The 25,421-nt window shown below is 46.4% G+C and carries 25 protein-coding genes; all 25 read left to right on the plus strand.

Annotation, left to right across the window (positions count from 1 at the left end):
- The first annotated feature begins 33 nt into the window (after positions 1 to 33).
- The gene (locus HYT77_08015; protein MBI2067940.1) at positions 34 to 1,101 is read left to right on the plus strand and encodes an aldehyde dehydrogenase; all 1,068 of its coding nucleotides are present in this window, start codon (positions 34 to 36) and stop codon (positions 1,099 to 1,101) included.
- A complete protein-coding gene (locus tag HYT77_08020) occupies positions 1,098 to 1,769 on the plus strand; it encodes a CDP-alcohol phosphatidyltransferase family protein (protein ID MBI2067941.1) in 672 nt (223 codons plus the stop codon). The genes HYT77_08015 and HYT77_08020 overlap by 4 nt, the downstream gene beginning before the upstream one ends.
- A 126-nt stretch (positions 1,770 to 1,895) precedes the next feature.
- Positions 1,896 to 2,939 carry a hypothetical protein gene (locus HYT77_08025; protein MBI2067942.1) on the plus strand — a complete coding sequence of 348 codons (1,044 nt, stop codon included), beginning with the start codon at positions 1,896 to 1,898 and terminating at the stop codon, positions 2,937 to 2,939.
- A gap of 30 nt (positions 2,940 to 2,969) precedes the next feature.
- The gene (locus HYT77_08030; GenBank protein MBI2067943.1) at positions 2,970 to 3,353 is read left to right on the plus strand and encodes an NUDIX hydrolase; all 384 of its coding nucleotides are present in this window, start codon (positions 2,970 to 2,972) and stop codon (positions 3,351 to 3,353) included.
- A 91-nt stretch (positions 3,354 to 3,444) separates the two neighbouring features.
- A complete protein-coding gene (locus HYT77_08035) occupies positions 3,445 to 4,572 on the plus strand; it encodes a hypothetical protein (protein MBI2067944.1) in 1,128 nt (375 codons plus the stop codon).
- A gap of 16 nt (positions 4,573 to 4,588) precedes the next feature.
- The gene (locus HYT77_08040) at positions 4,589 to 5,926 is read left to right on the plus strand and encodes a hypothetical protein (GenBank protein MBI2067945.1); all 1,338 of its coding nucleotides are present in this window, start codon (positions 4,589 to 4,591) and stop codon (positions 5,924 to 5,926) included.
- A 99-nt stretch (positions 5,927 to 6,025) separates the two neighbouring features.
- Positions 6,026 to 6,760 (plus strand): NTP transferase domain-containing protein, encoded by a 735-nt coding sequence (locus tag HYT77_08045; GenBank protein ID MBI2067946.1) that lies wholly within the window; start codon positions 6,026 to 6,028, stop codon positions 6,758 to 6,760.
- Positions 6,761 to 6,762: 2 nt separating this feature from the next.
- Complete coding sequence (locus HYT77_08050) at positions 6,763 to 7,329, plus strand: hypothetical protein (protein ID MBI2067947.1); 567 nt, start codon at positions 6,763 to 6,765, stop codon at positions 7,327 to 7,329.
- A complete protein-coding gene (locus HYT77_08055) occupies positions 7,329 to 8,039 on the plus strand; it encodes a CDP-alcohol phosphatidyltransferase family protein (protein MBI2067948.1) in 711 nt (236 codons plus the stop codon). Before HYT77_08050 ends, HYT77_08055 begins: the two co-directional genes overlap by 1 nt.
- Positions 8,040 to 8,105: 66 nt before the next feature.
- Positions 8,106 to 8,810, plus strand: coding sequence for a CDP-alcohol phosphatidyltransferase family protein (locus HYT77_08060; GenBank protein MBI2067949.1), 705 nt, complete (start codon positions 8,106 to 8,108; stop codon positions 8,808 to 8,810).
- On the plus strand, positions 8,807 to 10,045 hold the full coding sequence (locus HYT77_08065; GenBank protein MBI2067950.1) for an HAD-IA family hydrolase: 1,239 nt from the start codon (positions 8,807 to 8,809) through the stop codon (positions 10,043 to 10,045). Before HYT77_08060 ends, HYT77_08065 begins: the two co-directional genes overlap by 4 nt.
- A 5-nt stretch (positions 10,046 to 10,050) precedes the next feature.
- Positions 10,051 to 10,674, plus strand: coding sequence for a histidine phosphatase family protein (locus HYT77_08070; protein ID MBI2067951.1), 624 nt, complete (start codon positions 10,051 to 10,053; stop codon positions 10,672 to 10,674).
- Positions 10,671 to 11,417 carry an N-acyl homoserine lactonase family protein gene (locus HYT77_08075; protein MBI2067952.1) on the plus strand — a complete coding sequence of 249 codons (747 nt, stop codon included), beginning with the start codon at positions 10,671 to 10,673 and terminating at the stop codon, positions 11,415 to 11,417. Before HYT77_08070 ends, HYT77_08075 begins: the two co-directional genes overlap by 4 nt.
- An 8-nt stretch (positions 11,418 to 11,425) precedes the next feature.
- Positions 11,426 to 12,451, plus strand: coding sequence for a Gfo/Idh/MocA family oxidoreductase (locus tag HYT77_08080; GenBank protein MBI2067953.1), 1,026 nt, complete (start codon positions 11,426 to 11,428; stop codon positions 12,449 to 12,451).
- A 150-nt stretch (positions 12,452 to 12,601) separates the two neighbouring features.
- A complete protein-coding gene (locus HYT77_08085; GenBank protein ID MBI2067954.1) occupies positions 12,602 to 13,243 on the plus strand; it encodes a hypothetical protein in 642 nt (213 codons plus the stop codon).
- Entirely contained in the window at positions 13,243 to 13,953 is a 711-nt protein-coding gene (locus HYT77_08090) for a phosphocholine cytidylyltransferase family protein (protein ID MBI2067955.1), read from the plus strand. Before HYT77_08085 ends, HYT77_08090 begins: the two co-directional genes overlap by 1 nt.
- A complete protein-coding gene (locus HYT77_08095; protein ID MBI2067956.1) occupies positions 13,950 to 14,723 on the plus strand; it encodes a YdcF family protein in 774 nt (257 codons plus the stop codon). The genes HYT77_08090 and HYT77_08095 overlap by 4 nt, the downstream gene beginning before the upstream one ends.
- A complete protein-coding gene (locus tag HYT77_08100) occupies positions 14,720 to 16,426 on the plus strand; it encodes a glycosyltransferase (protein MBI2067957.1) in 1,707 nt (568 codons plus the stop codon). The genes HYT77_08095 and HYT77_08100 overlap by 4 nt, the downstream gene beginning before the upstream one ends.
- A gap of 19 nt (positions 16,427 to 16,445) precedes the next feature.
- A complete protein-coding gene (locus tag HYT77_08105; protein MBI2067958.1) occupies positions 16,446 to 17,438 on the plus strand; it encodes a GDP-mannose 4,6-dehydratase in 993 nt (330 codons plus the stop codon).
- Between the two features lie 11 nt (positions 17,439 to 17,449).
- Complete coding sequence (locus HYT77_08110) at positions 17,450 to 18,607, plus strand: hypothetical protein (GenBank protein MBI2067959.1); 1,158 nt, start codon at positions 17,450 to 17,452, stop codon at positions 18,605 to 18,607.
- Between the two features lie 40 nt (positions 18,608 to 18,647).
- On the plus strand, positions 18,648 to 20,300 hold the full coding sequence (locus HYT77_08115) for a B12-binding domain-containing radical SAM protein (protein MBI2067960.1): 1,653 nt from the start codon (positions 18,648 to 18,650) through the stop codon (positions 20,298 to 20,300).
- A gap of 10 nt (positions 20,301 to 20,310) precedes the next feature.
- Positions 20,311 to 21,402 (plus strand): hypothetical protein, encoded by a 1,092-nt coding sequence (locus HYT77_08120; GenBank protein MBI2067961.1) that lies wholly within the window; start codon positions 20,311 to 20,313, stop codon positions 21,400 to 21,402.
- Between the two features lie 314 nt (positions 21,403 to 21,716).
- The gene (locus HYT77_08125; protein ID MBI2067962.1) at positions 21,717 to 22,502 is read left to right on the plus strand and encodes a class I SAM-dependent methyltransferase; all 786 of its coding nucleotides are present in this window, start codon (positions 21,717 to 21,719) and stop codon (positions 22,500 to 22,502) included.
- A gap of 23 nt (positions 22,503 to 22,525) precedes the next feature.
- Complete coding sequence (locus HYT77_08130; GenBank protein ID MBI2067963.1) at positions 22,526 to 24,019, plus strand: flippase; 1,494 nt, start codon at positions 22,526 to 22,528, stop codon at positions 24,017 to 24,019.
- A 20-nt stretch (positions 24,020 to 24,039) separates the two neighbouring features.
- On the plus strand, positions 24,040 to 25,341 hold the full coding sequence (locus HYT77_08135; protein MBI2067964.1) for an O-antigen ligase family protein: 1,302 nt from the start codon (positions 24,040 to 24,042) through the stop codon (positions 25,339 to 25,341).
- Positions 25,342 to 25,421 lie beyond the last annotated feature (80 nt).

Raw genomic sequence — 25,421 nt, forward strand, 5'->3', positions numbered from 1 at the left:
TCTGGTATTTCGCTCTTCTGAAGGGGGTAAAATATGACGGCTAAAGCGGGGCCTCAAAAAATAGGCATTAACGGTCTGGGCCGGATCGGCCGGGCGGTCTTGAGGATCGCCCTCCAGAAGGAAGGAGTTGAAATCGTGGCGATCAACGACATCAATCCGGATGTCGGTAATCTTGCCTATCTGATCAAGTATGATTCCACCTACGGCCGTTTGCCGCACTCGGTGACGACCGAAGGGGACCGGATTGTGATTGGCAACGAAAAAAAGATTGCTGTTTATCGCCAAGAAAATATTGATGAGGTGCCGTGGGAAAAGAGCGGGGCGGAGATCGTCATTGATGCCTCCGGGGTTAGCAAGAATCTCCAGAGGGGGGCCCGGCTCAAACAAAAAGGGGTCCGTCATTGTGTTGTGACCAATTCGCCGCCGGAGGATCAGGTTGATCGGACGATCATCCTGGGCGCGAACCATGAAGAACTCGATGTCAAAAGAGATTTTCTGATCTCCAGCAGTATCTGCGACGCCAACGCCTTTGCCCCGGTCGTTCGACTCCTTGACCGGCATTTCGGGATCGAGCATGGTTTCTTGACGACCCTTCACCCCTGGCTCAATTACCAGAATGTCCTGGATGGGCCGTCTATCTCCTATGCGACACCCGGCCAGATCCACGATCATTACGCCCTGGGTCGGGCGAGCACGACGTCGCTGATCCCGAAAACGACCTCGGCAGTCAATGCCACCTGCAAGGCGCTCAAAAAGATGAAGGGAAAATTTTTGTCGATGTCGTATCGTGTTCCGACGATGATTGTATCTTCCGCGGACATCTCGGTCCAGTTGACCGAAAAATGCGATGCCGTGAAAGTCAGGGAGATATTCGAGGTGGCGGAACGGGACCAGTCCTGGAAGATCTTTTACAACAACAAGGAGGCGCTCGTCTCGGCCGATTTTACCGGATCGGAATACTCGGCCGTCGTCGATCACCGCTGGATCATGATGAATGATCAAAACTACTTGAAAATGATCCTCTGGTACGATAACGAGTGGGGTTACTCATCGCGTGTCATCGACCTGATCCACCTGCTTCAGGCGCGGGGAGTAGAATGACCTGGAAGGAATTTTACGACATTGCTGCCCCTGAGGAGATTCGATTTCGTGAATCCCAGAAGAATTTTTTCGTGAGATTGAGTCGTTGGTTTTCAACAAGGCAGGCCTATTTCTTGCATCATATGGGGGTCACCGGGAATATGGTCTCACTGTTCCGGATTGTTTTATCTGCTGTGGCCCTCTACCTTTTTTATTTCCTGACTGAGGGTCGATGGGGCAGTGCATTTTTGGGGATCCTTCTCATGGCCTGGCAATTGAATCTTGATGGCACCGACGGAAGTTTAGCGAGGGTTCAAAAAGCGACAGGACCCCTCGGTGCTGTCCTCGACAATATAGGATGCAACTATTCCTATTATGGTTTTTGGGTGGTTGTTGCCTTGATGACCGATCGGGTCGCTTTAGTTCTTTTGAGTCTTGTGACGGGATATATTCTGGTGAACATTCGCCATGGGGGGGGAGAAACGCTCCCCGCCGAAGTCGACTCGCGTTTCCGGTGGGCCCTTTATACGCCGTTACTGCTTGTGGTGATTCCGACGATGATGATCCTCCTCTCCCTCCTGTTTTCGCCCCATGTTGTTGCGTGGGTCGTTTCGGTCGGATACCTGATGATCGCCGTTGTTTGGTTGGGGTTGTATATTCGGCATTACTCTGTCGTGCGGTCAACGTAAACAAGCACCCAATAAACAGACTAAATTACGAAACGATTACTTTTTATTTTTTTCATCGCCTTCGTTGGCTTAATTATTTTCGGATATTGCAGCTTGAAAAACCCATCTATCACGGACAATGATTATATGCGAGTCATTGCTCGTGATGATAGCAGAATTTATAAACTGCCCCTCATTTTTTCAGATGGCGCTATCTTTCAAAGAAATCGAGAGATTCCTATTTCTGGGACTTGTTACAAAAAAGACGTTATCGAAATTTCTGTTGATACAATTAGTCAAAAGACTCAATGCCGGAACGGGTGGTGGCTTCTCGCTTTTCCGCCGATGCCAGCAGGTGGTCCTTATGACATCAGTGTTCATATATCAGGCGAAAGAGTTCTTACTCACGTTATAAAAAATATTTATTATGGTGAGGTATGGATAGCTGCAGGTCAATCGAATATGAGCAGGCAATCCGAAATTCCTGAAATACAATTTACACTCCCGGTTAATGTTTTTTATTTGTCTCCCTATTCATATTGCTTCAAACATTGGAAAAAACTGCAAAATCTTTCTGAATTTTCTGCAGTTGCCAGCCACTTTTCAATAGAATTGTCAGACCGTATTAAGGTACCGATTGGGATAATTCTAATTGCAGAGGGTAGTTCAACAATTGCACACTGGCATCCATATAATGACTCGAGCTATTATAACTCTACCATAAAAAAATTATATCCTCTGCCATTTAGGGGGGTTATTTGGTGGCAGGGAGAATCTGACGCATTGGGTCCAAGTTATTCTCTTTACAAAAAAATCAAACCTCAGTTGAGAAGCTGGATTCGTCAATTGTTAGGATGGAATTGGGAAGGTCCTGGCAATTTATACTTAACAAAAAAGTACGATTACAATTATTTGTTTACAAGCTTAATAGAGGAGTGGAGAGAGGATTGGGGAATAGGAGATTTCCCTTTTATCTTTGTCCAGCTCCAAAAATTAGTTAAAGAAAATAACCATTGGATCAAGGTAAGACAAGCACAAGAAAACGCATTACAACTTCCTAAAACGGCCATGGTAATATCTTACGATATTACCGATGGAGAACTTCATCCAGCTGATACGAAACCGGTGGCGTTACGGTTAGCAGATACCGCAGCCAGATTTTATAAAGACTCACATGCGGGCTTAAAGTAAAAGCTAAGTATCAAAAAAGCGGAGTACACAATGGTCATAGCGTCATCGGCAATAATACTTGAAAATAGAAAGCTTTTGCTCATCGAACGATCTGAGTCTATGAGAGTCTTTCCTCTGTGTTGGGCTTGTCCCGGTGGGTTAGTTGAAGAAAATGAGTCAGCAGAGCAAGCCGTATTAAGGGAGGTAAAGGAAGAAACCAACCTGGATTTTAGGCCAACAAAATTATTTTCTACAGGCATGTATCAAGATAGAAACCTTTATAGATTTCTTGGTGAGTGGTCTGGACAAGTAAGGATTCAGAAGAAGGAAATATCAAAGTGGGGTTGGTTTTCTTATGAAGATGCGGCCCATTTAACATTCGCTTTTGAGTATAGAGAAGTTATTGAAAAGTTGCACAAATATGGATTGATATGAGTCATGGAAAGAGACTAAAGAGTGGACATCATCGTCCAATATTATATAAATGATAGAGAAATAAAAAATTAGCAACATCGCAGTGTTTTCTATGGATGATTTCTATAAGTCGAATGATAAAAGATTAGATATGGCGAAGACTTATGGAGGAAAACTATCAATAGAAATAGATACTTTAGAAGATCTAAGAAATGCACAGGAACTAATTAAAAATTTTAAAGACAATAGTGAAGGATTAACAACAGTAGAACTAACTAAACAATATCTAATAAAAAAGGGGGTATTTAAAAATCCAAAAGTTGATTTTATAGACATAGGAAATATAAATCACATATATAAAATAACATCCGGTGGAAAAGAGTTATATTTAAAGTACTATGGAATTAATCCAAGAAGAACAACAGAAGCAATTGAAATGATAGGTTACACAACTTCAAGATTTGAAAATGAAGTTGAAGCATTGGGTTTTTTAAACAAAACATTAGACGATAAATATAAGGGAGCCATACCAAAGATTTATTTCATTGATTATGAAAATAGAGTATTATTGATGACAGATATAGCACAGAATAAAGAAAATTTAAAAGGGGCACTTCTAAAAGAATATAATTTAAATGAAATAAAAAAGCCAATAAAGGAACTAGCAAGTATGGTGGCACAGCAGCATGCAAGAAGTATAAATAAAAAACTCGAGAATACTGATGAAAATTTTGTAAGAAGATTTTACAACTTCAGGACGTTCAATTCAGCAGTAAATTTGACACAAAATGAAAGGGAATTAATAAAAAAAAGAGCAGAAAAAATCTTAAAGGAAAATGGGGAATTTCAATGCCTAATAAATGCAGATATATCCCCAAAACAGATTTTCATAAATAAAGATGAAATAGGAATCTGTGACTTCGAAATTTTATCACCTGGAGTAGCAAGCCATGATATAGGATTCTTTATAGGGAATTTAAGGCTAATAGAGATTATTAAGGAGGATAAAAATATAGGAAAAATAATCGAAGAATTTCTAAAAACTTACTTTAATGAGTTAAACATAGAATTAAATGAGAATAAAGACAGGTTTATCGAGTTTACCAAAGAAAATTTAAAGTTTTTTATTGGCCTAGGAATGCTAAACAGGATAGATGCAGTGCCATTGGAAGAATACATTCCAGAAAATAAAGTACAAAATATAAGGGAAGAAGCAAAAAAATTAATTTTTAATTCATAAATTATTTTTATTAAAATTGGAAACCTTAGATTCATTTAGCAAGCAGTTTTTAGCACTGGATGGAAATTTAAATCTTAATGATTATATATTATGTGATTATGTCTTTCAAACTCCCGCTAATCCTCTTGATGCAGCGTTAGACCTGTGTAAATCACAAAGTACTTCTAGTGCCGGATGGGGAGAATCTGCGCGTGTTGATGGTGAAACGGAAGAAATTGTTGGCAGGTTTGGGGCTAAGCTTTTATATTATGAGATAATAGGTGAATCAAGTATTCCTGATCTTCCTTTAGTGAATGATTTTCAGAAACCAAATGATGGGATTTATAGGAGGGTAAAGGTTAGTATGGCTTTGCCTGCTCGTAATTTAGCTTATAATATTCCCATTTTATTCACTGCTGCGGCAGGAGAAATACATTATCTTCCTGGATTTGTAAGTGTCAAATGGACGGATGTGCACTTTCCAAGTTCATATTTAGAAGGTTACAAGGGTCCTTCATTTGGGGCAGAAGGCATGAGGCAGCTTTCATCTACAACCCCTGATGACCCTCTGATTATTGCTGTAGTCAAACCAAGTCTTGTTCCTCCTAAACAATTTGCAGAATTGGTTTATCAGGCTGCAGTGGGGGGGGCTCAGATGGTAAAGGAAGATGAACTTTTAGTTGATATAATTGATTCTCCTTTAGAAATAAGGGTTAAACTTGCTGCTGAGGCTATACATAAGGCAGAGAATAAACTTGGAAGAAAAATATTCTATCAACCCAATATTACCGGTGATGTTGCAGATCTTCAAAGAAATTATGAAGTTGCTGTCGAAAATGGTGCCAATAGCGTTATGGTTAATGGCGTGGCTATTGGACTTTCTGCAGTTAAAATGGTGACTTCTTGGAGTAAAGTTCCTGTTGCTTCTCATTTTGATCTTACTGCGTGCATGGCAAAAGTGCCTTATCAGGGAATAAGCCATAGGGTTCTTGCTAAATGTCACAGACTTGCAGGTATTGATAATTTGGTAGTTCCTTCTTTTGGTAGAACTATGATGGAGTATGAATCTGATATCTTTGATGAACTGACTTCATGTGTCGATTACCTAGGTAATATTAAACCTTCACTGCCTTTGCTTGGCGGGGGTTTAAAAGCCACAAATGTTGGTTATGTCCTAAATAAAGCAGGTACAAACAATGTTGGTTTAATTGTTGGACATGGTATTTATGGTCATCCCGATGGTCCTACTGCTGGCACCAGGAGCATTGTTCAGGCAGTTGAAGCATATAAACACAGTATTGATGCCAGAGAATATGCAAAAACACATCCAGAACTTTCTAGAGCTATTGAGAAATGGGATTATACTCCTTACTGAATTTTTATGAACGATATAATCATAATTTGTTGATGTTCGGAGGGGGTCATGTCTTGACGGCCTGTTGCCCAAATCGACTGATTCTTGTGGGCTAACAATATGAAAGCCCTTATTACGACAGCTGGTTTGGGAACAAGACTGGAGAAAATGAGGCACACCAACAAATGTTTGCTTGAGGTAGGGGATAGAAGTATCCTTCGGCGTTCCCTGGATTCGCTGCATCAGCACGGAATCCATGAAGTGTATGTAGTCACCGGTCATTTCGCGGAAAAAGTTGAAAAAGAAGTAGTTGGTAAAGCAACCTGTCTTTTCAACCCGTTTTACAAAGTGTCTGGTATTGTCATTTCAATATGGTTTGCCAAATCTTTTCTCTATAAAGAAGATTTTATTTTTCTCACAGGAGATGTTGTTTACGATTCCGGTCTTATAGATAAAATATTGAAGATAAAAAAAGACATAGTTATTCCCATGGAGAAGAAAAATGAGTATGACAAGGAAGACTCAAAAGTAATTGCAAGGGACGGGAAGGTAGAAAGTATGGGGAAAAGATTACCGCTCTCAAAGGTGAGCGGAGAGTTTTGTTGTATAGCCGCATTTAACAACAGAGGGAGCAAGCACCTATTCGATAAAATAGATTCATTCCTCACCAGAGGAAAGTTGAAAACGAATTTAATGGCGGTTTTCAATGAATTAATCGCAGATGGTGTTCATTTGACTCCGATTGATGTCACCGGTATTCCGAGAATTGAAATTGATTTCTTGAAAGATTTAGAGGATGCCAGAAAAAGGGTATTGCCCTTAATTGATAGCAAGCCTGTTTCTTTTTACCGGTGAATATGAACGCCAAAGTGCTTTCTAATTTTGTCGGCTTTTTTGGCCTTGTGCTGCCAGTCGCGGCCTTTTTTTTCTTATTGCAGGCGAGTAATGGCGATAAGATAACACCTCTATTAGGATTGTCGTTTATTGGTATTTATTTATTAGTTGATTTTGTTCATGGCGGTGAATTGAGTCCTGTCGGGAGAGAATTAAAAAAAGTGGGGCATGAAGTAGGCCGCTTCCTTGTGTTGGTACTTTTAGGAATTTATGCCCAGAATGACATCATTCTGGTAGTGAATGTGTTTTCAGGGTGTCTTGTTTTTGGTTTTACCATTCAGGCATGGAGAGCCGCTTCTGATGATAATACCTCATTGGGTATAATAAAAAGGGTTTGTCTGCATCCCTTATCTCTTAATTCTCTGAGAGCCCTATTGATCATTTTACCGCCCCTTTTAGTTCTTTGTGCTTTTTTAAATATATCGTTAGTTAAGGTTTCTACTTTGGTTTCCATTGTTTATTTTATAGCTACTGTTTTTTGTCTCATGTTTAGTCTGCGTCTTGCCAAAGAAGGGTATGAGGAAAAGTAATGCTGGCCTATGCTGATTATTTTCAAAAGGTGTATCAGAATGTTCCTATCTGGGAGCGTTCAGATAAGGGTCCGGCGTGGAAAGTAACCAAATATTGTGGTATCCGGACTGCTTATCTTCTTTACCGTTTGAACTGTTCGGCAAACGCCTTGAATATATTCTTTTTCTTTGTAATTTTGTCAGGCTTTATTTTATTGTTGCAAGGGCCCGGCAATATAATTACCTGGTTTTTGGGGATTATCTGTATTTGGTCATCCGTATTTATTGACGGTGTTGATGGTGCTTTGGCAAGGGCGCAAGATAAAACCTCGCTCGTTGGGGCTGTGCTGGACGATGTTGGCCCGGAGATTAGCAGGACGATGATGATTGTTTATTTGTCACTTCAAAGCCGCAATCATTATTTTTTAATTTTAAGCGCTTTGTCAGCATACATTCTGGTTTTCTTTATTAAAAGGACGTGGGACAACCTTTTGCTGCCAACAAAGTGGGTATGGATCAAAAATATCTTTACTCATCCCGTATCGCCGGTTGGTGTACGATTTATGCTGGGAGTCTTGCCGGCCCTACTTGGGATATTCGCATTTTTTGAAGAATGGTTGAGACCATTTGCGCTTGCTCTATCAATAGGATACATAATTATGGCGCTATGTTGGTTACTTCTTTGTGCTTCCACGAATCAATCATCAAAAGAATTTCTCCCTTCTTCTTGATTCTCAGTTTGAGATATTTGAGGAAGGTTGGGGGGTCTCGATTAAAAAGAAGACTCAGCTCCACCGATGACCTTTTCTGAATTTCAATCCAAAACCCTCTCCGTCAACTCTGTCTTCAAACGGGAAAACTTTGACCCGTTAACGAATGCCATTAAATGGCTCGGCCTTCGTTTTGCCTATCTCTTGCACAAGATCGGGATTTCGGCCAACGCCGTCGATATGTTAGGAATATTTCTTTCTTTTTTGGGTTTCACATTCATGCTCCGGGCTGTTTCAGGCGAAAAACTTCTTCCTCTCGCAGGGCTTTTAATCCTCTATTTTCATGTCTTTCTCGATTTCGTTGATGGAGCGATCGCCAGAGCACAAAATACACTCGGTCCTATCGGGGCGATTTTGGACGAGCTGGGGTGCTTCGTGGATCGTGTCGCCCTGCTGATCCTGCTTGGAATTTTTGCGGGACACTCTCTTTATGTTCTGGGAAATGTTTTTGCCGCCGGCATCCTGCTCTACCTTCTTCCGTCCATCCGGGCAAATATTCCGAAGCGTGGTCTAGTTGGGATATTTTGCCGAATTTGCTGTAATAAGTATTCCCTGTTGTCGGTACGGTTCATGTTGGCTTTGCTTCCTCTTTTCATAGTGCTCACTGGTTATTTAGGCATTTCTCTTGAAGCGGTCTCACGTTTTATTTCGACAATTTATATTACGCTTGCTGTGTTTTGGTGTCTTGCATTGATTCCTACCTATCCGGTCATAAACCCGAAGGTGCCATGAAAAATCCCACTATCATTCTCTGCGTCGGCCACCCCTCAACCGGAAAGAGCACGAGCACACAGAGGATTCAATTTGAGCTGGCCAGGACGCGGAATGTTGACCTGCTGACCACCATGAGCATCCGAAAGGAGTTGGGACTTTTTAAGGATCTTTGGGCAGAGAAGGGTCGTGACCTGGTTTATGAGGAAATCACCCGCCATACGGAAGAGCGTTTGGCTAGGGGTGCGGATCTCATTGTCCTGGATGGTAATTTTAATAAGAGGAGAAGAAGAGAAGCGATCTATGCCGTGGCCCGTCGGCACCGGGCAGATGTTGTCGTCTTAGAATGTTATGTGAATGACCTCAATGAAATTAAAGAAAGGATGGATTATCGTCAGAAAAATCAAGAAGCTATTGCCAATCGCGCCTCGTCTCTGGATCTGTACCACCTCATTAAAGAGGAGACTGAGTCGCTCGAAGAGGATCTTCTTCCCGGGGGACAGAAACCCCTGATCCTTCATTTTAATACAGATACCCAGATTGTTTCCCTGTGCAATGTTGCTGCAAAAGATGGGGCGCTCCCGTCGGTAGCAGAACAGATCCGTGCCTGTCTTTCGCGCGAGTCATCCCATGCGCGCGAGAGTCAGGTAAAGGCGTTCCTATTCGATATCGGTGGGGTTCTTCAAAGTCTTCGGTGGGAGGCGGTTAGCAATCGGCTTGCAGATCTGAAGGCGAACCTCAGCATGGATGAATTCCGCAATGCTCTTTATTATGAAAAAGAGAAATATTTTGGCCGGTACGAAGTAGCCAAGATGCCTCCGCACGAATTTTGGGGCATGATGGCGCAAAGATTAGATCTTCCGGAAGGGGCAATTCACGGGATTCGGGAGGCTTTCGCTGATTTATATGGGCCGGTTGATTCGGAGATGATCGACTTAGTTGCCCGACTCCATGGATCCTACCGGCTTTTTATTCTTTCCAACAGTTGTCCTGAGCTTGAGGGCGCAATTTGCCGGGATGGTAGTTTTTACCGTCAGTTCGAAAAGATTTATTTCTCTCATCGCATCGGTTTCAGAAAGCCCGACCCCGAGGCCTTTCGTTTTGTGCTGAAAGAGAATGACCTTAAGGCCAATGAATGCCTATTTGTAGATGACGTTTCGCACAATGTAAATGTTGCCCAGGAGATCGGCATGCAAGGCCTTCTCTTTCTCTCACCCGCAAGACTCAAAAAGACCTTGGCCCCTTATTTTAGCTGATTTTTATGAAACTTATTTTGGTGCGCCATGGGGAGACGGATGCTAATAATCGCGATCTTCTTCAGGGACAAATGGATTGTCCCTTGAATGAGAGAGGAAGGCTTCAGGCTGTTGCTCTGGCGGAAGGCCTTAAAGGGGAGACTTTGGATGTTGTCTATTGTAGCGATCTGAAGAGGAGTCGAGAAACAGCCGAGATTATCGCCCGCATTCACGAACGACCGGTAAGGATCATGAAAGAGGCGAGGGAGAGAAATTTTGGAATCTTTGAGGGGACGAGTCGGGCCGAATTTTATACCTATGAGAGATCCCTCCCCGACCCTTATCGGCACAAGCCGGAAAAAGGGGAGTCCTTTGCTGAACTTTATGAAAGGGCCCATTGCCTGCTTAAAGTCGTCTGTCGCCGGCACACTGGAGGGATCGTTCTTCTGATCTCACACGGTGATTTTGCCCGAATGTGTTTGGGAGTTCTGACCGGAAAACCGGTTCAGGAGGCCTGTCAGATACGACAGAGCAATTCCTGCATTAATATTCTCAATATACATGGGGATCTTCAGGCTGAGCCGCTCGTCCTGAATCAAATCTCCCATCTTCCGGAATCTCTTTTGAGTCATAATGGGTCGGAATTGTGAAGATTTTTCCGCTGAAGACCGGGACTATCCACTGCAACAAGAGCATTATCACCTTGGGGAGGGATTTTGATCAGTGGATCGACATCCCGTCTGTTGCCTGGCTTGTTGAGACGTCGAACAAAATGATTCTCGTTGATACCGGGATGTGCGATTCAGCGCGGGCGGACCGGTACCATTATTCCGGTTCTTGCCAAAAAGAGAACGAGAGAATTGATCGGGTTCTGGATCAAAAGGGGTACTCCGTTGACGACATTGATATGGTCATTTTTACCCATCTTCATTGGGACCACTGCTCCAATTGTGATCTCTTCCGAAAGGCGACATTTTACATCCAGAAGAGAGAAATCGTCTTTGCCAGAGACCCGATTCCTCCTTATTATCATTCTTACGAATCTGCCGAAGTCGGTTTGAAGGCCCCTTTTCAGTCCCTGAAGTTTGAGGTGATTGACGGAGATTGTGACATCGCCCCCGGAATCCGGATTCTTACAACCTTTGGGCACTCCCCCGGCCATCAATCCGTTCAGGTGACGACGGAACGAGGACGCTATGTGATCGCGGGAGACGCGATCATGAGCTATGAAAATCTCGAGCGGGACGACAAGAAAGGGGTGGCCTACCGGATGATCGGACGGTACATGGATTTTGAAAAAACATGGAGAAGCCTTGAAAAGATCACGGCTGCCGCCGATTTCATCCTCCCGTCTCACGATGACCGGGTGTTCGAGAAAAGTTTTTACGCTTAACCTTCCTGATGAGTCCCCAAAAGCTCAAATACGGTCTGATCGGTTGTGGACAGGCGGGAAAGGTGCATGCCTGGCATTTTTCACACCATCCTGAAATCCAACCACTCTTCTGCATGGATACGGATCGGGAATCGGCACATCGGCTCAGATCCGATCTCTCTTTTAAAAATGCCTACACCAATCTTGAGGAAGCCCTGGACTCTGAAAAACCCGATCTTGTCTCTATTGCCACCCCCCCGTCAGAACATGCGAGCCAGGTCATCTCCGCGGCTCAAAGGGGCATACAGGTGCTTTGTGAAAAACCGCTTTTTTTGGATTCCGGAGAGATGAAACCAACGCTGAATATTTGTTTTGAGCGGAATGTGACGCTGGGAGTGATGCTCCCGCGGAGGTTTTATAATGATACCCTTGCGACACGCGCTGTCCTGGCGGAAGGGCTTTTGGGGCGGATCTTGAAAGTTGATTTTGACCTTGAATGCCGCAAGGAAAGTTCCTATTACAAGGGCTGGCGCGGCAAAAAGGGGTTTGCTGGCGGGGGAGTGCTGATGAGCCAGGCGATTCATTCCATTGATCAGTTGGTCTTCCTTTTTGGAAAGCCGTCTCACGTGGAAGGTCAGGTTTGGAGGGTGCGAGATTCCATTGAAATTGAGGATGAGGCTCAAGGGGTCATCTTCTTTGAAAACGGAGTTCGTGTTGATTTGAGGGCGACCAATAATTCGAGCAATCACCTATGGCAGGGAGTCACCTCCATTGAAGGAGACAAGGGACGGATTGTTCTGGACTCCGAAAAAGTGGTTCTCTGGGATGTTGTTGCCGGTGCTGCAAGGCCGACGCCTGAGGAGATCGAGGAGATTCCTGAGGTCTACAAACCTGCTTACTATGGACCGGGACACCGGAAGGTGATACATCACTTCATCAATGTGATTCAGGGGAGGGAATCGCTCCGGGTTTCGGGAGAGGAATCTTGCGAATCCCTGAAAATCATTTGGGATTTTTATTCGGGGTCATCAAACAATCTATGTCTGTCAAAATAGGCATTAATGGTTTTGGCCGGATCGGCCGCGTCTTGAGGATCGCCCTCTCTTCCCGCGTTGTCGATCTGATCCGTCATATTCATGCCCAATCTCGAAAAGTTTAGCGTCCTCGACTCACGTTTCGAAAGACTGATGAGCGATGAGGGGTTGTTGATCCGAAAGGAAACACGCCTCAATCCGAAACTGGGTCCGTATTATAAGGAGCTTCAAAGGCTTACGGATCAATATGTCAGGTTGTTGCAGGAGGCTAGGATTCCCACTCCTAAGGTGGTTCGATCAGAGGCGGACGAGGCGAGGCTCCTGTTTGTCTGTGAGTATAAAGGATTGAATATATTGGAGTTTTTAGAGAAAGGAGGTCTTGAAGCCCTCCTTAGTAGGTCAGAGCTTTTGAACCAGATCCTTGAGATCATTCGGAAGGCACAGCGGAGGGCTCTCAATTTTGATCCCCACATCAAGAATTTCGTGGTCGATCATAAAGCGGTTTATTATGTCGACTTCACCCCTCCATGGCTGCAGGAATATTACGACCTACGGCTCTCGGTGGCGACCAAGGTTGAGCAGGAAATCTTGCTCCCCTTTTACCGGTGCATGGAGCCTGAAAACCTTGGGTTTCATTTCTGCAGCGATTTTTTGAAGATGGATCGGTCAAACATCTCCTTCATGCCGGAACTGCATCAAATCTTGAGAAAACGTGAGATGATTTCTGGTGACTACGGAGCTTTTTTAGGCCGTTGCGAACAAATCATGAATGATGAGTTGCGGCGGGAACGACAGGGGGTTTATCTACTTTAATGAAGGCGCTCATTTTAGCCGCCGGCCTTGGTTCCCGCCTGAAAGAAAAAACGGTGCAGCTTCCGAAGGCGCTCGTGCCGGTTGGCATGCAACCGATCCTTGCTTATCAGATGAAGGCTCTCCTGGAGAACGGCATAAAAGAGATCGGACTTGTTGTCGGTCATCAGGGGGATCGTTTGATCTCCTATATGCAAGAGAATTTTCCCAAAGTGCATTTTTCTTTTGTCTGGAACCGCGAATATCAAACGACCAACAGCTCTTATTCCTTCTGGCTGGCCCGCGACTGGATCGGTGGAGAGCACTATCTTCATCTCAATTGCGACGTCATTTTTTCGCCGACTCTTTTGAAGAAACTCATTGATTTTCCCCATTCCGATGTTCTCGCGGTCCGGACCGATGTTCCGCTGGGTGGCCGCCTCGAACATGTGGCACTGGAAGGGGATCGAATCGTCGAGATGTCGATCACCAGAACCGATCGATCGGTCGGGAAGGCGTTTGGTCTTGCGAAACTTGGGCCGGAGAGCACTCGATTTTTGACAAGACGGATCGGGCAACACATCGAGCAAGGGGACAAGAATCAAAACTGCTTCGGCATGATTCGCGAGGCGGTCTCTCACGTGGATTGTCGGGCCCTTGTCGTCAAGGAGGATCTTCTCATGGAGGTGAATACCCTCGAAGACTGGAAGCAAGCGAATGAGGCGTTGTCATGAGTTCTATTTTTTTTAAAGATCTGCTTTTATTTTTTGGGTTTCCCTTTTCCCTTTCGCTTCTTTTGATCGGTTCGGGGCTGGTTCTGTTTTGGGGAAGGAGGCGGATGAAACTGGCCTCGCTCCTGGTCATTTCAGGGGCCGGCCTTCTTCTTCTGTTCAGCCTCCCGCTGGTTTCTATGAGCCTCGTGGGGAGTCTGGAGAAGCGTTTCGCGGATCTGCCTGGGGATGATCTAGGTAATCCCGAATGGGCCTCCGTCAAGTATGTGGTGGTGTTAGCGGGTGGGAGCTCCCCCGATGGGACACTGCCGATCACCAGCCGGCAGCATTATGCCCAGTTGGCACGGGTTATTGAAGGGATGAGGATCTATCTCAAGAGGCCCGGGACGAAAATCGTTGTTTCAGGAGCCGCCTTTAACGGGAGACCCGACTCGGAGGTGATGAGCCAGTTCTTGAAAGAAATGGGGGTCAAGGGGGGAGATATCATTGAGGAATCCCGGTCTCTGAACACCTTTCAGCAGGCCCTCTATCTGAAGAAAATAGTGGGGGAAGAAAAATTCTTCCTGGTAACATCCGCAGTTCATATGCCTCGGTCGGCGGCCCTCTTTCAAAAAGCGGGACTCCACCCGATCCCTCATCCGGCGGATCATCGTTATCGGAAGCCCGGTTGGTTGGTCGGGATAAGACCCCGTGTGGAGAGCCTTTGGATCTCTGAAACGGCGCTCTACGAATATTACGGTCTCCTTCAATCCAGACTTCTCGGTCGAATATGATCTCCGTATTAATGAACATCTATTATAAGGAGAATCCCCTCCATCTGGATCTCGCGCTCCGGAGCCTGTATGACCAGACTTTTCAGGACTTCGAGCTCGTCCTGATTGTTGATGGACAGGCCCCGGGTGAGCTGAATCGGGTCCTGGAGCAATGGATTACCCGGTTTGGGGAGAGGGTGAAGTGCGTAAGACTGAAAGAAAATGTCGGCATAGCGAGGGCGATCAATGCCGGTCTTCCCGAATGTTCCCACGATCTGATTGCCAAAATGGATTCGGATGATTACAGTCTTCCAACCCGTCTGGAAAAGCAGGTTCAATTCATGCAGGAGCATCCTGAAGTCGATGTCCTGGGAACGCAGATGGGGGAATTTGAGGCGGTGCCGCAGAAGATTCATATGATCCGTCGGGTTCCGCTGGAGCATGACGAGATCGTGAAGCTCATGTGGTTTATGTGTCCGATGAACCACGTCACGGTGATGTATCGAAAAAAGGCGATCATATCGGTCGGGGGTTACGATCCGGCTTACGGCAATGATGATTTCCTGTGGGCCAAGATGCGGTTGGCCGGCTGCCGGTTTCAAAACCTGCCGGAACTTTTGGTTCATGCCCGCGTCGGCAACAACATGAAAGAGATGATCCGTCGTCGTTCGACATGGGAGTTGTTCCGATGGAATTGCAGGATCCGGACCTATCTCTTCAGACATCGAATGGTCGGTTTCTGGAAGTATCTTTGCAGTATGGGGATCGCCATCGGTGTTTATTGTCTTCCCTTGTGGTTCAAATGTTATATTTTTCGAAAAACAAGGGAGATCCTTCCTTTCTCTAAAGCAGAAAACGATTCGTTTGAAACGACAGACGTCCGACAGACCTTGTCAGACAAGGTTTCTGTCGCGATGAATGTCTATGACAGGGAGAACCCTGTTCATTTTGATATCGCCCTTCAAAGCCTCTACGACCAGACTTTCAAGGATTTCGAAATCATTCTGGCCGTTGATGGGCCTGTCACAAAAGAGATACACGATGTCATTCGGCATTGGGAACAGAAGTTTGGCCCAAGGATGAAATGCATCTATCTGGAAAAAAATTTAGGGATAGCCGGTTCGCTCAATGTCGCCATCCAGGCCTGTTCCCATGACCTGATTGCTCGGATGGATTCGGATGACTACAGCGTGCCCGACCGCTTGGAAAAACAACGCCGGTTCATGTTGGAACACCCTAAAATCGACGTGCTGGGCTCCCAGATGGGGGAATTTGAATCGGATCCTCACAGGGTTCATATGCTTCGGAAGGTGCCAATTCTTCATGACAGCATATCGAAGGCGATGTGGCTCAAAACTCCAATAAATCATGTTACAGTAATGTATAGAAAAAAAGCGATCATATCGGTCGGGGGTTACGATCCGGCTTATGGTAACGATGATTTTCTATGGGCCAAGATGGTCCGGGACGGTTTTCATTTTCGTAATCTTGATGATTGTCTTGTCCATGCCAGGGTTGGTGAGAATATGCGGGCCATGATCAAGCGGCGTGCGACCCTGGAACTTTTTCGCTGGAATTGCAAGATTCGCACCTATCTGTTCCAACACCGAATTATTTCTCCGTGGCATTATTTTTTAGGGCTGATGATTGCCTTGGGAATTTTCGTGTTGCCCTTGGGCTTGAAATGTTATCTATTCAGAAAATCAAGGGTGCGTCTCGCATAAAGAATCGGGGAGGGAACCAATGCGTGTTCTGATCACAGGCGGTGCCGGTTTTATCGGGTCTCATCTTGCGGAGAAATATCTCAGCAAGGGGGTCGAGGTCTACGCACTCGACAACTTCTCGACAGGACGACGGGAAAATCTGACCCCTCTGTTGTCGAACGAGCTTTTTCATCTGGTTGAGGGGAGTATTCTGGACCACTCCCTCATGGTGGAATTGGTCGGGACGTGTGATGTTGTCTTCCACATGGCCGCTGCGGTCGGCGTCCGGTATGTTCTGGAACACCCGCTTCTCTCGATCGAGACAAACATCAAGGGGACGGACATTGTGCTGGAACTTTGCAACAAGTTCCGTAAAAAGGTTGTCATCGCGTCGTCATCTGAGGTTTACGGCAAGCACACCACCGCGCCGCTTCGAGAGACGGAAAATATCATTTACGGCCCGCCGACGACGTGGCGGTGGAGCTATGCCGCATCGAAGCTGATCGACGAATACAATGCGATTGCCTATTACCGGATGAAGAAGCTTCCGGTCATCATTGTCCGTCTTTTCAATACGGTCGGTCCGCGTCAGTGCAAGGAATACGGGATGGTGCTGCCCCGGTTCGTCGATCAGGCCCTCACGGGAAAACCGATCACGGTCTATGGGGACGGCAGTCAGACGAGGACCTTTACCTATGTTCAGGATGTCGTGAAGGCGCTCGTAAAACTGATTGAGACTTCGAGGGCAATCGGTCAGGTGGTCAATGTTGGCGGCAATGAAGAGGTCTCTATCCTCAATCTGGCCAAGCGAGTTAAGGAAAAGACAAAGAGCCAATCGTCTATTGAGTTGGTCCCTTATGAAGTTGCCTACGAAAAAGATTTTGAAGATATGGCGCGGCGTGTCCCTTCTGTGGAAAAATTGCAAAGTCTTATTGAATATGTTCCCGATACCCCACTCGATTCCATTCTCGAACACACAATTGCTGATTACAAGGTCCGGAACAGCAGCAAGCTGAAGGCCGACGCAGTCTGAAGCGTCAACGAATGCTCCTGAAAACAATCAAAATAATTGTCATCAACATGATTCTTATTGTGGGCTTGTCCGAAGGGGTTTTACGGCTAGTTTGGGAGAATCCCTATCGCCTTCCTTCCAGGGATGTTTATCTTCATCAACCCAATAGGCATCAGAAATTTCCGTCGATGCATGAAATCTACGATACGGCGGACGAACCGATTATTTTCAATACCTCTCGTTTGGGCTTTATTGAAAGCACCCGTACGCGAAATATTGATTTAAATAATCCAGTCGATTCCTACGCTCTTGCAGTAGGAGGCTCAACTACGGAATGCTCTTCGATCCAGGAAAACTTTCGTTGGCCTGACTTGCTGGACGTCGTGACTTTGAATTTTGGAAAAAGCCGTATGCATTCGATCCATTCTTACTATAATATTAAACATTTATTGGAGGGAGGACTTCGTCCCAAATATATATTCGTGATGGATGGGGTTAACAATTTGAGTCGCTATCTGAGGATGGGGCAGGAGTTGTTTAAGGTAGAAGATTTCGAGTACGTGATGTGGAACCCCTACATTGATTTCATTGCGCAGAATTTCTATCTGGCTACATTTGTGAGGGGTTTATTTCAGCCCGATATTTTGCAATCTTACCGACAAGAAGCCGAGCGTTCGAAGCAAAATAGTGCCATAAGCGAAACTGAATTTAATAAGTTTCTAAAAAATAATGAGGAACCGATGTTCAAGGCCTTCCTTGGTGTTTATAACGAACTGAATCAAGTGGCCAAGCAGTATGGGGCACAAATAATCATCCTGACACAGCCCCATTCTTATCGTTTGGACTACAGGCCACAAAGAAATTACGACTTTCGGACCTTTCCCATTATTGAAACCGGTGAAAATGCTGCTGTGGGGAAAAAAGAAAATCTGGTAAGGGACAATTTTATTGACGGCAGGCGAACAAACATTGAGCAAGCAGGACGGCTTATGGATGTTGTTAATCGCGTCACATTGCGTGTCGCAGAATCCCTTGATGTTCCGTATATTGATACAGCTTCATGTTTCGAACTGCAAGACGTGAGCGAACTTATCTATGATGAGGTGCACTTCTCAAAAAAAGGAAGCCAGTATTTTTCCTCATGTGTTAACCGGGTTTTAGAAGTTGGTTTAAGCGAGGCTCGCCGTTGATTTATAACGCTTGTCGTGTCAACCCGCTTAATTTAATTTTATGAGCCACGTTACCCTGATACGTCCCGCGATGGTGGTGGTCCGGCTGATCCAGTCGCGATCGACCTGCCCTCCGATAGGGGTTGTCTATCTTGCCGCGAGCCTTAAAAAGGCAGGGCACCAGGTTCATCTGATCGATGCGGTCGGGGAATCGATCCTTCAGATCCTTCCTTTCGACGGAGGGGATGAATACGGCCACTATAATTTCTTTCATGGGCTCACACTTGACGAAACGGTCGATCGAGTCGATCCCAACACTGATTACATCGGTGTTTCCTGCATGTTCTCGATTGAGTGGCCCCTGGTTCGTGAGCTCCTGGTCAAATTGCGGAAGCGATTTCCGGACAAGCCAATCATCATCGGTGGAGAACATGTGACGGCGATGGCCGAATGGATCTTCAAGACACGGCCGGAAGTTGACTACGCAATTCTCGGTGAAGGGGAGGGGCCGCTTGTCGCGTTGATTGCTGCCCTTGAGTCGGGGCAGCCGGCCGGGTCGGTTCCCGGTGTGGTGGCGAAACAGAATCCGAAGAAACCCCAACGAACGGGGTCGGTCGATCGGTATCTTTTTGATCTGAGGATCAGGGAGGTCGATGATATTCCGCTTCCGGACTGGGACTCGATTCCGATCCTTCAATATCTGGACAACGGTTTCGGATACGGCACCGATCGCGGTCGCAATATGCCGATGTTGGCGACGCGCGGGTGTCCGTATCAATGCACCTTTTGCTCCAGCCCCCAGATGTGGAGCACCAAATGGCTAGCGAGAAAACCGGAACTGGTCCTCGACGAAATGGAGCTCTACCAGAAAAAGTACGGGGCCGAAAACTTCAGCTTTTATGACCTTACGGCGATCGTCAAAAGGGACTGGATCATAGAATTCTGTCAGCTTGTCCTAAAAAGGGAACTTAAGTTTACCTGGCAACTCCCGAGTGGGACCCGTTCGGAGGCGATCGACGGAGAGGTGGCGGATCTGCTCTATCAGGCCGGCTGCCGCAGTATGAATTACGCCCCGGAAAGCGGATCTTCTCGAACCCTCCAAAGGATCAAGAAAAAGGTGAATCTGGAAAGCATGAAAAAATCGATGAGGGCCTGCGGAAAGAGAGGGCTTGTGATTAAGAGCAATACGATCGTTGGATTCCCCGGAGAGACTCACCGGGATGTTTGGAAGACGATAAAGTGGCTCGCCGAGCTCGCGGTTCTCGGTGTCCACGAAGCGACACTGACACAGTACATTCCCTACCCAGGGACCGAACTCTTTGATCAGTTGACCAAAGAGGGGAGAATCGAACGACCATTCTCGGATAGCTATTTTGCGATGTTGGCAACCAAGGGAAATTTTTTGAGCAATATGTCCTGGTCGGAACATATCTCGCACAAGGCGGTGGCCCGGTACATCATGTTTTCGAATCTGCTCTTCATGTCCGTTAGCTCTCTTCTTCGCCCATGGCGTGTGGCACGCGCCGTAATCAATGTTGTCTTGAAGAGACCGGAAGAGAGCCGGCTAGAGGCAACCCTTCGAACGTTGTTTAGCGGCCGGATATTCCGGAATCTTTTCTCATCCCGGCGAAAAACCCCGTTCTTGATTTCGCGTCAACTCGCCCTGAAGGGTCATTCTATTCCGGGTAGCGATGACCTTCGTCGGGTCGCCTGAGGATCGTTGAATGCGCGTCGGCATCTCAAAAACGCTCAATATACTGCTTTTTCTTTTCCTGATGGTCGGGGGAATAGAGATCACCCTTCGGATTTTCTGGGCGAACCCATACGTTCTGCTATTTCCTGATGCCTACATTCACCATCCGAACCTCCATCGTATATTTCGTCACCTTGATCGTGTTTATGAGGGAGCTCCTGACCCTGTTTATTTTAATACATCTTCTTTAGGATTCATTGAGAGTCGCTGGACACGCGAGTTGGATCGAGGGAATTTATATGGGGCGGCATTCGGCGGTTCTACGACCGAATCGGCTACGGTTCAGGAAGACTCCCGGTGGACGGATCTGCTGAGTTTCCCGGTCCTCAATTATGGGCTGAGTCGGATGACTTCCGTTAATAACTACTTGGCCATGAAACATGTTCTGCAGGTTCAGGGGATGAAACCGAAAATCATATTCATGATGCAGGGGGTAAATGACGTGAGTGCCTTCCTGAGGCATGGGGTGTCTTTTTTTGACGTCGACCGGTATCGCCCTCTGATCAGGAACAAGGGGTACGATTTCATTGCCAAGAATGTATATAGCGCCGCCTTTCTATGGCGACTCTGGAAGCAGATGGACTATCATGGTTTTTACGCTCGCGAGAGCCGAAAATCACGATCTTATCCTGTGATGACAGAAGAGGAATTTCAATCCCTCATCGAGAGGATGGAGACGCCTCTTTTAGCGGCGCTTCAAGGAGTATTCAATCGCATGCAGATTCTCGCTTCGAGCAACGAGGCTCGTCTTATCCTGATCACGGAACCAGACTCGTTTCGTTCGGACTATCACCCTTGGAGAGGGGATGATTTGCGAGCCTATCCTTTGCACCGGGGAAAAAGGTGCTCTGTGGAACAGGCGGGTCGCTTGATGGATCTCTACCGTAAGATATACCTCCAAGCGGCAACAAATTTAGATCTACAGTTCATCGACGTGGCGGGATGCTTCCAGGCAGTGGATGTGAGTCCGCTGATCTACGATTCCGTTCATTTAACGGAACGTGGGAGTCTTTTTTTCGCGAATTGCGTCGAGAAGGCTTTGCAGGCAAAGAAGATTCCATGACGACTCACATATCCTCGGCCTCTCTGCCTACGTTACGCGCCGAGGGGGCTTCGATCTTTTTCCCTTTCCATGCCGGTCAATCCTTCTACTGGATTCCACATCCCCCTTGCGATCCAAGAGAAAGCATGAAAAGGAGCTATTAATTTATGATCTGGTTTCTTCAAGAGCTTTGGGGTTTCCTTAAGTTTCGAAAGAAGTTTTGGCTCTTGCCGATCCTCCTTGCTCTCTTTTTGACGGGTAGTCTTTTGATCTTTACTCAAGGGTCGATCGTCGCGCCATTTATCTATACACTTTTCTAGTTTAAGGCCTCCTCTATGGAAGAAAGAAAACGGCAGGAAAGAGATTTTCATAACCTTGTTCGGGAAGAGAAGCTTAAAAATGATCCATCACGATATGATTATTTTTGGTCGAATCGTAAATTTTACTCCATTGCGGTCAAAAGTCGGGAGTTTGTGGAGCAATGGTTGAAACCACGAATTCAGGGAAAGAAGGTCCTTGATTATTGCTCGGGCAACGGTCTCATGTCGATCTGGCTGGCAAAGAATGGGGCGGCGGAGACCTGTGGCATCGATATTTCAGACGTGTCGGTTGTTAATTCTCAAAAGGCTGTTGGCGCCGAAGGACTTCAGAATCGCTGTCGTTTTTCCGTCATGGACGGGGAGAAGATGACGTTTGAGGATGACAGCTTTGATCTGATTTATGAGCGGGGTGTCCTCCACCATCTGGATCTTGAAAAGGCCTATTCCGAGCTTTCGCGTACCCTCAAGCCGGACGGGGCCTGTTTGTGTGTGGAGGCCTTGAAACATAATCCGGTCATGCAATGGTATCGCCGTAAAACGCCGCAGCTACGAACCTCTTGGGAAGTCGATCATATTCTGGGAAGAGACGAGATTGCATTGGCAAGGAAATTTTTTAATCACGTTGAAGTTCTGGGCTGTTTTTATCTCTTTGCCCTGCTGGCGGTCCCTTTCAGAAACACCCGATTTTTTAACCCTCTCCTCCGTTTTTTGGAAGCGGTCGATCATCTCGTTTTGCGCCTTCCCTGGATCAAATGGCAGGCGTGGCACGTGGTCTTTTCACTCGAGCAGCCAAGGAAATAATTACAATTTAAGGTTCGATCCCCATGATTTCGCCCCGTCGCATCCTGAAAAATACGACCTTCTTAACCGTTGCCTTCGTGACAAGGAAGGTCATTCATCTTGTCGCCTTTTCCCTGATCGCCCGATACACCGGCGTCCAGACAACAGGTCTTTATTTCTTGCTTCTTTCTTTTGCGGCTCTCTTTACCTCGCTGATGGATTTTGGTCTGACTCCGGCGATGATTCGTGAGGCTTCCAAGGCGCCGGAGCGGCTCCACGACTATCTTGGCAACGTTCTTGGGTTGAAGGTTTTTCTCTGCGTCGCCGCGTCCGCTGCCGGTTTTGGCCTGATTCATCTTCTGGATTATCCGGATCTGACCCAGCGGCTCGTTTATCTCACGACAATTTACATCGTCCTGGACTCGCTGGCGGATACCTTTTACGGCTGTCTCCGTGTCCATCACAGGATGGAGTTTGAGGCAAAGGGGATGGTGGTCTCTCATTTCCTGATCCTCCTGATCTCGTCTTTCGTTGTTTTTTTTCAACTGAATATCTACGGACTGGTTTTTGCCTTGATTATGGGCGGTCTTTATAACCTGATCTATTCCCTGTTTTGTACCCTTCGCGTCTTACACCTGAAGTTGAATCTTTACTTCGACCATTCGGTTGTTAAACAACTTGTCTCCATCGCGATACCGATTCTGGGAGCGGCGGCCTTCAGCAAACTCCTGTTCATTGATACCTTTCTTCTCTCTTATCTTACCGATGAAACCGTCTTAGGCTGGTTTAGCGTTCCTTCCACGCTTGTTCAGAGCTTCATGTTCATTCCGATGGCGGTGACCATGGCGATCTATCCGGCCTTGAGCTCATTCCATATCCATTCGCCCGAGCGGCTCATTGAGACCTTTGAACGTTCCGTTCAGATCCTGATGATATTTATTATCCCCGCAGCGATCGGCATGGCGGTTCTGGCGCCGGGGATCATCCGGTTTTTCTTCGGGATTAGTTATGGTCCATCTGTCCTTCCGTTTCGAATATTGACTTTCTCATTGATTCCGATTTTTTTCAATGGACCGATGAGCGTCCTGCTCGATGCCTGCCATCGGCAGGTCAGCAATAGTTTCTTGATGGCTGTCGCCGCCATTCTTCATCTGGGATTGGCATTGACCTTCATCCCGAACTATCAGGCGGTCGGCATTGCATGGGCTGCCGTGTTCGGCCATACGGCATTTTTTGTCTTGGGAATTTTCGCGGTACGCGGGATTTTGGCAGGTGCCTTGAAGAGATGTCTTACTGATATGGCCGTCATTTTTGTCGCAGCGGGTCTGATGGGACTAGCTGTTTTCGGCTTGAGGAACATCTTCCATTTTATTGTCCTGATTCCTGTCGGAATTGCGGCTTATGCTGTTTTGTTTTTTCTGATCACTCGGCTGGCAAAAAGATATCTTGGCAGAAAAACATTCCATTTTATTGGATCACCATTTATGAGGATGCCCCCAAAAAAAGGTGAAGATCTGGTGGAATGCCGAACACCATGAGATTGAGAAACGCAATGCCTTTGAGTCAACAGTCAATCGTCCTTCTTCTGGCCGCTGGAACGATGGTTCTTTGGCCCTATCCCTCTCCAATCCTGTCGCTGGGTTTCCGTCCCTTTGTTTTTGTCTTTATCCTCTTCTGTCTAGGGGCTTCTCTCCCGATCTTCCGGAATGCATCGCAGCTCATCGCAATCAAAAAGTTCGCACCATCGATTCTGTTTGTTGGCGTTCACTGGTTTTCCTGGTTTCTCATGCCGAACTATGCGGCATTGTCTTTTACGGGATCGGTTTCGATCTACCTCGCGGCCTCCATCATCCTCGTTTTGGCGATAAAACGGCTTGATGACTATGCGCTTGTGATCAAGGTCATTCTCTACCTGTCGTCAATAAGTATGGCCGTGCTGATTTACAGACACCTTGTGAACTTCGATGTTTTCTATCTGGCTCCCCATTTCTCGTTTTCGGAACGGCGGGGCTATACAGACAGGAACGTCCTCTCTTTTTTTCTATTATTGTTTTTCCCGTTTGCCTATGCCCTTTTTACTCACCAGCGAAGGCTCGGACACCTTCTTCTCCTGGCGATCATCTCCTTTTCCGCTATCCTGACCTTTTCGAGGATGGCGCTTGTCGTCGTTCTGTTTTCCATTCTTATTTTTCCTTTCATGGGATCGATGAGAAAAAGGTATCTTGTTCAGTTAGGGACTCTTTTAGCTTCAGGGCTCATTCTTATTGGGGTCTTTCGTGTGAGTCCTTGGGACGGCTATCTCAAATATCTCAAATGGAAGCGAACGACTATCATGGAGCAGGATCGCCGTAGTTCGCTAGCGGCATTGAAGTGGGGTTTTTCTCTGGAACGGGGAAGAGGCAGGTATCTCCTCATGGCGGCACAAGGTTTCCTGGAGAAACCGGTCCTGGGTCATGGCTTGGTGTCTTTTGGCAAGAACAATCCCGAGTTTTGCGCCCCTGAAGACCTGGAGTGTCAGAACTTTTATGGTCGGAGCAAACCTGTTCGACTTCCGAGAACGCACAATGACTACGTACAGATCCTCTTTGAGTTGGGGGTAGTCGGTTTTATTCCCTTACTTTGGCTGGTGTTGGACATCTTGCGGCGGCTTTGGCGCTCCAAAGAGAGAGTCCCTCGGCAATATCAGTGGCTCTGGGATGGACAATGCGGTGCGGTTGCAGCCCTATTCCTCAGTCTTTTCTTCAATAATGCCTATGAGGCATGGCCGTTTTGGTTTATTGTGGCAGGCTGCTATATTGTTGCCGAAACCAGTTCGAAATGGGGTGAGGCAGCCGTTTCAGCGCCAACGAACGAAAGATGAAAGAAATTGCGGTGACCAACTTTATCTGATAATTACCTGGCATGGTTAAAAATCTCTGTGTTAAATTGATGGCATATAGC

This window comes from Deltaproteobacteria bacterium (assembly GCA_016180855.1).
In the GTDB taxonomy this organism is placed as follows: domain Bacteria; phylum UBA10199; class UBA10199; order JACPAL01; family JACPAL01; genus JACPAL01.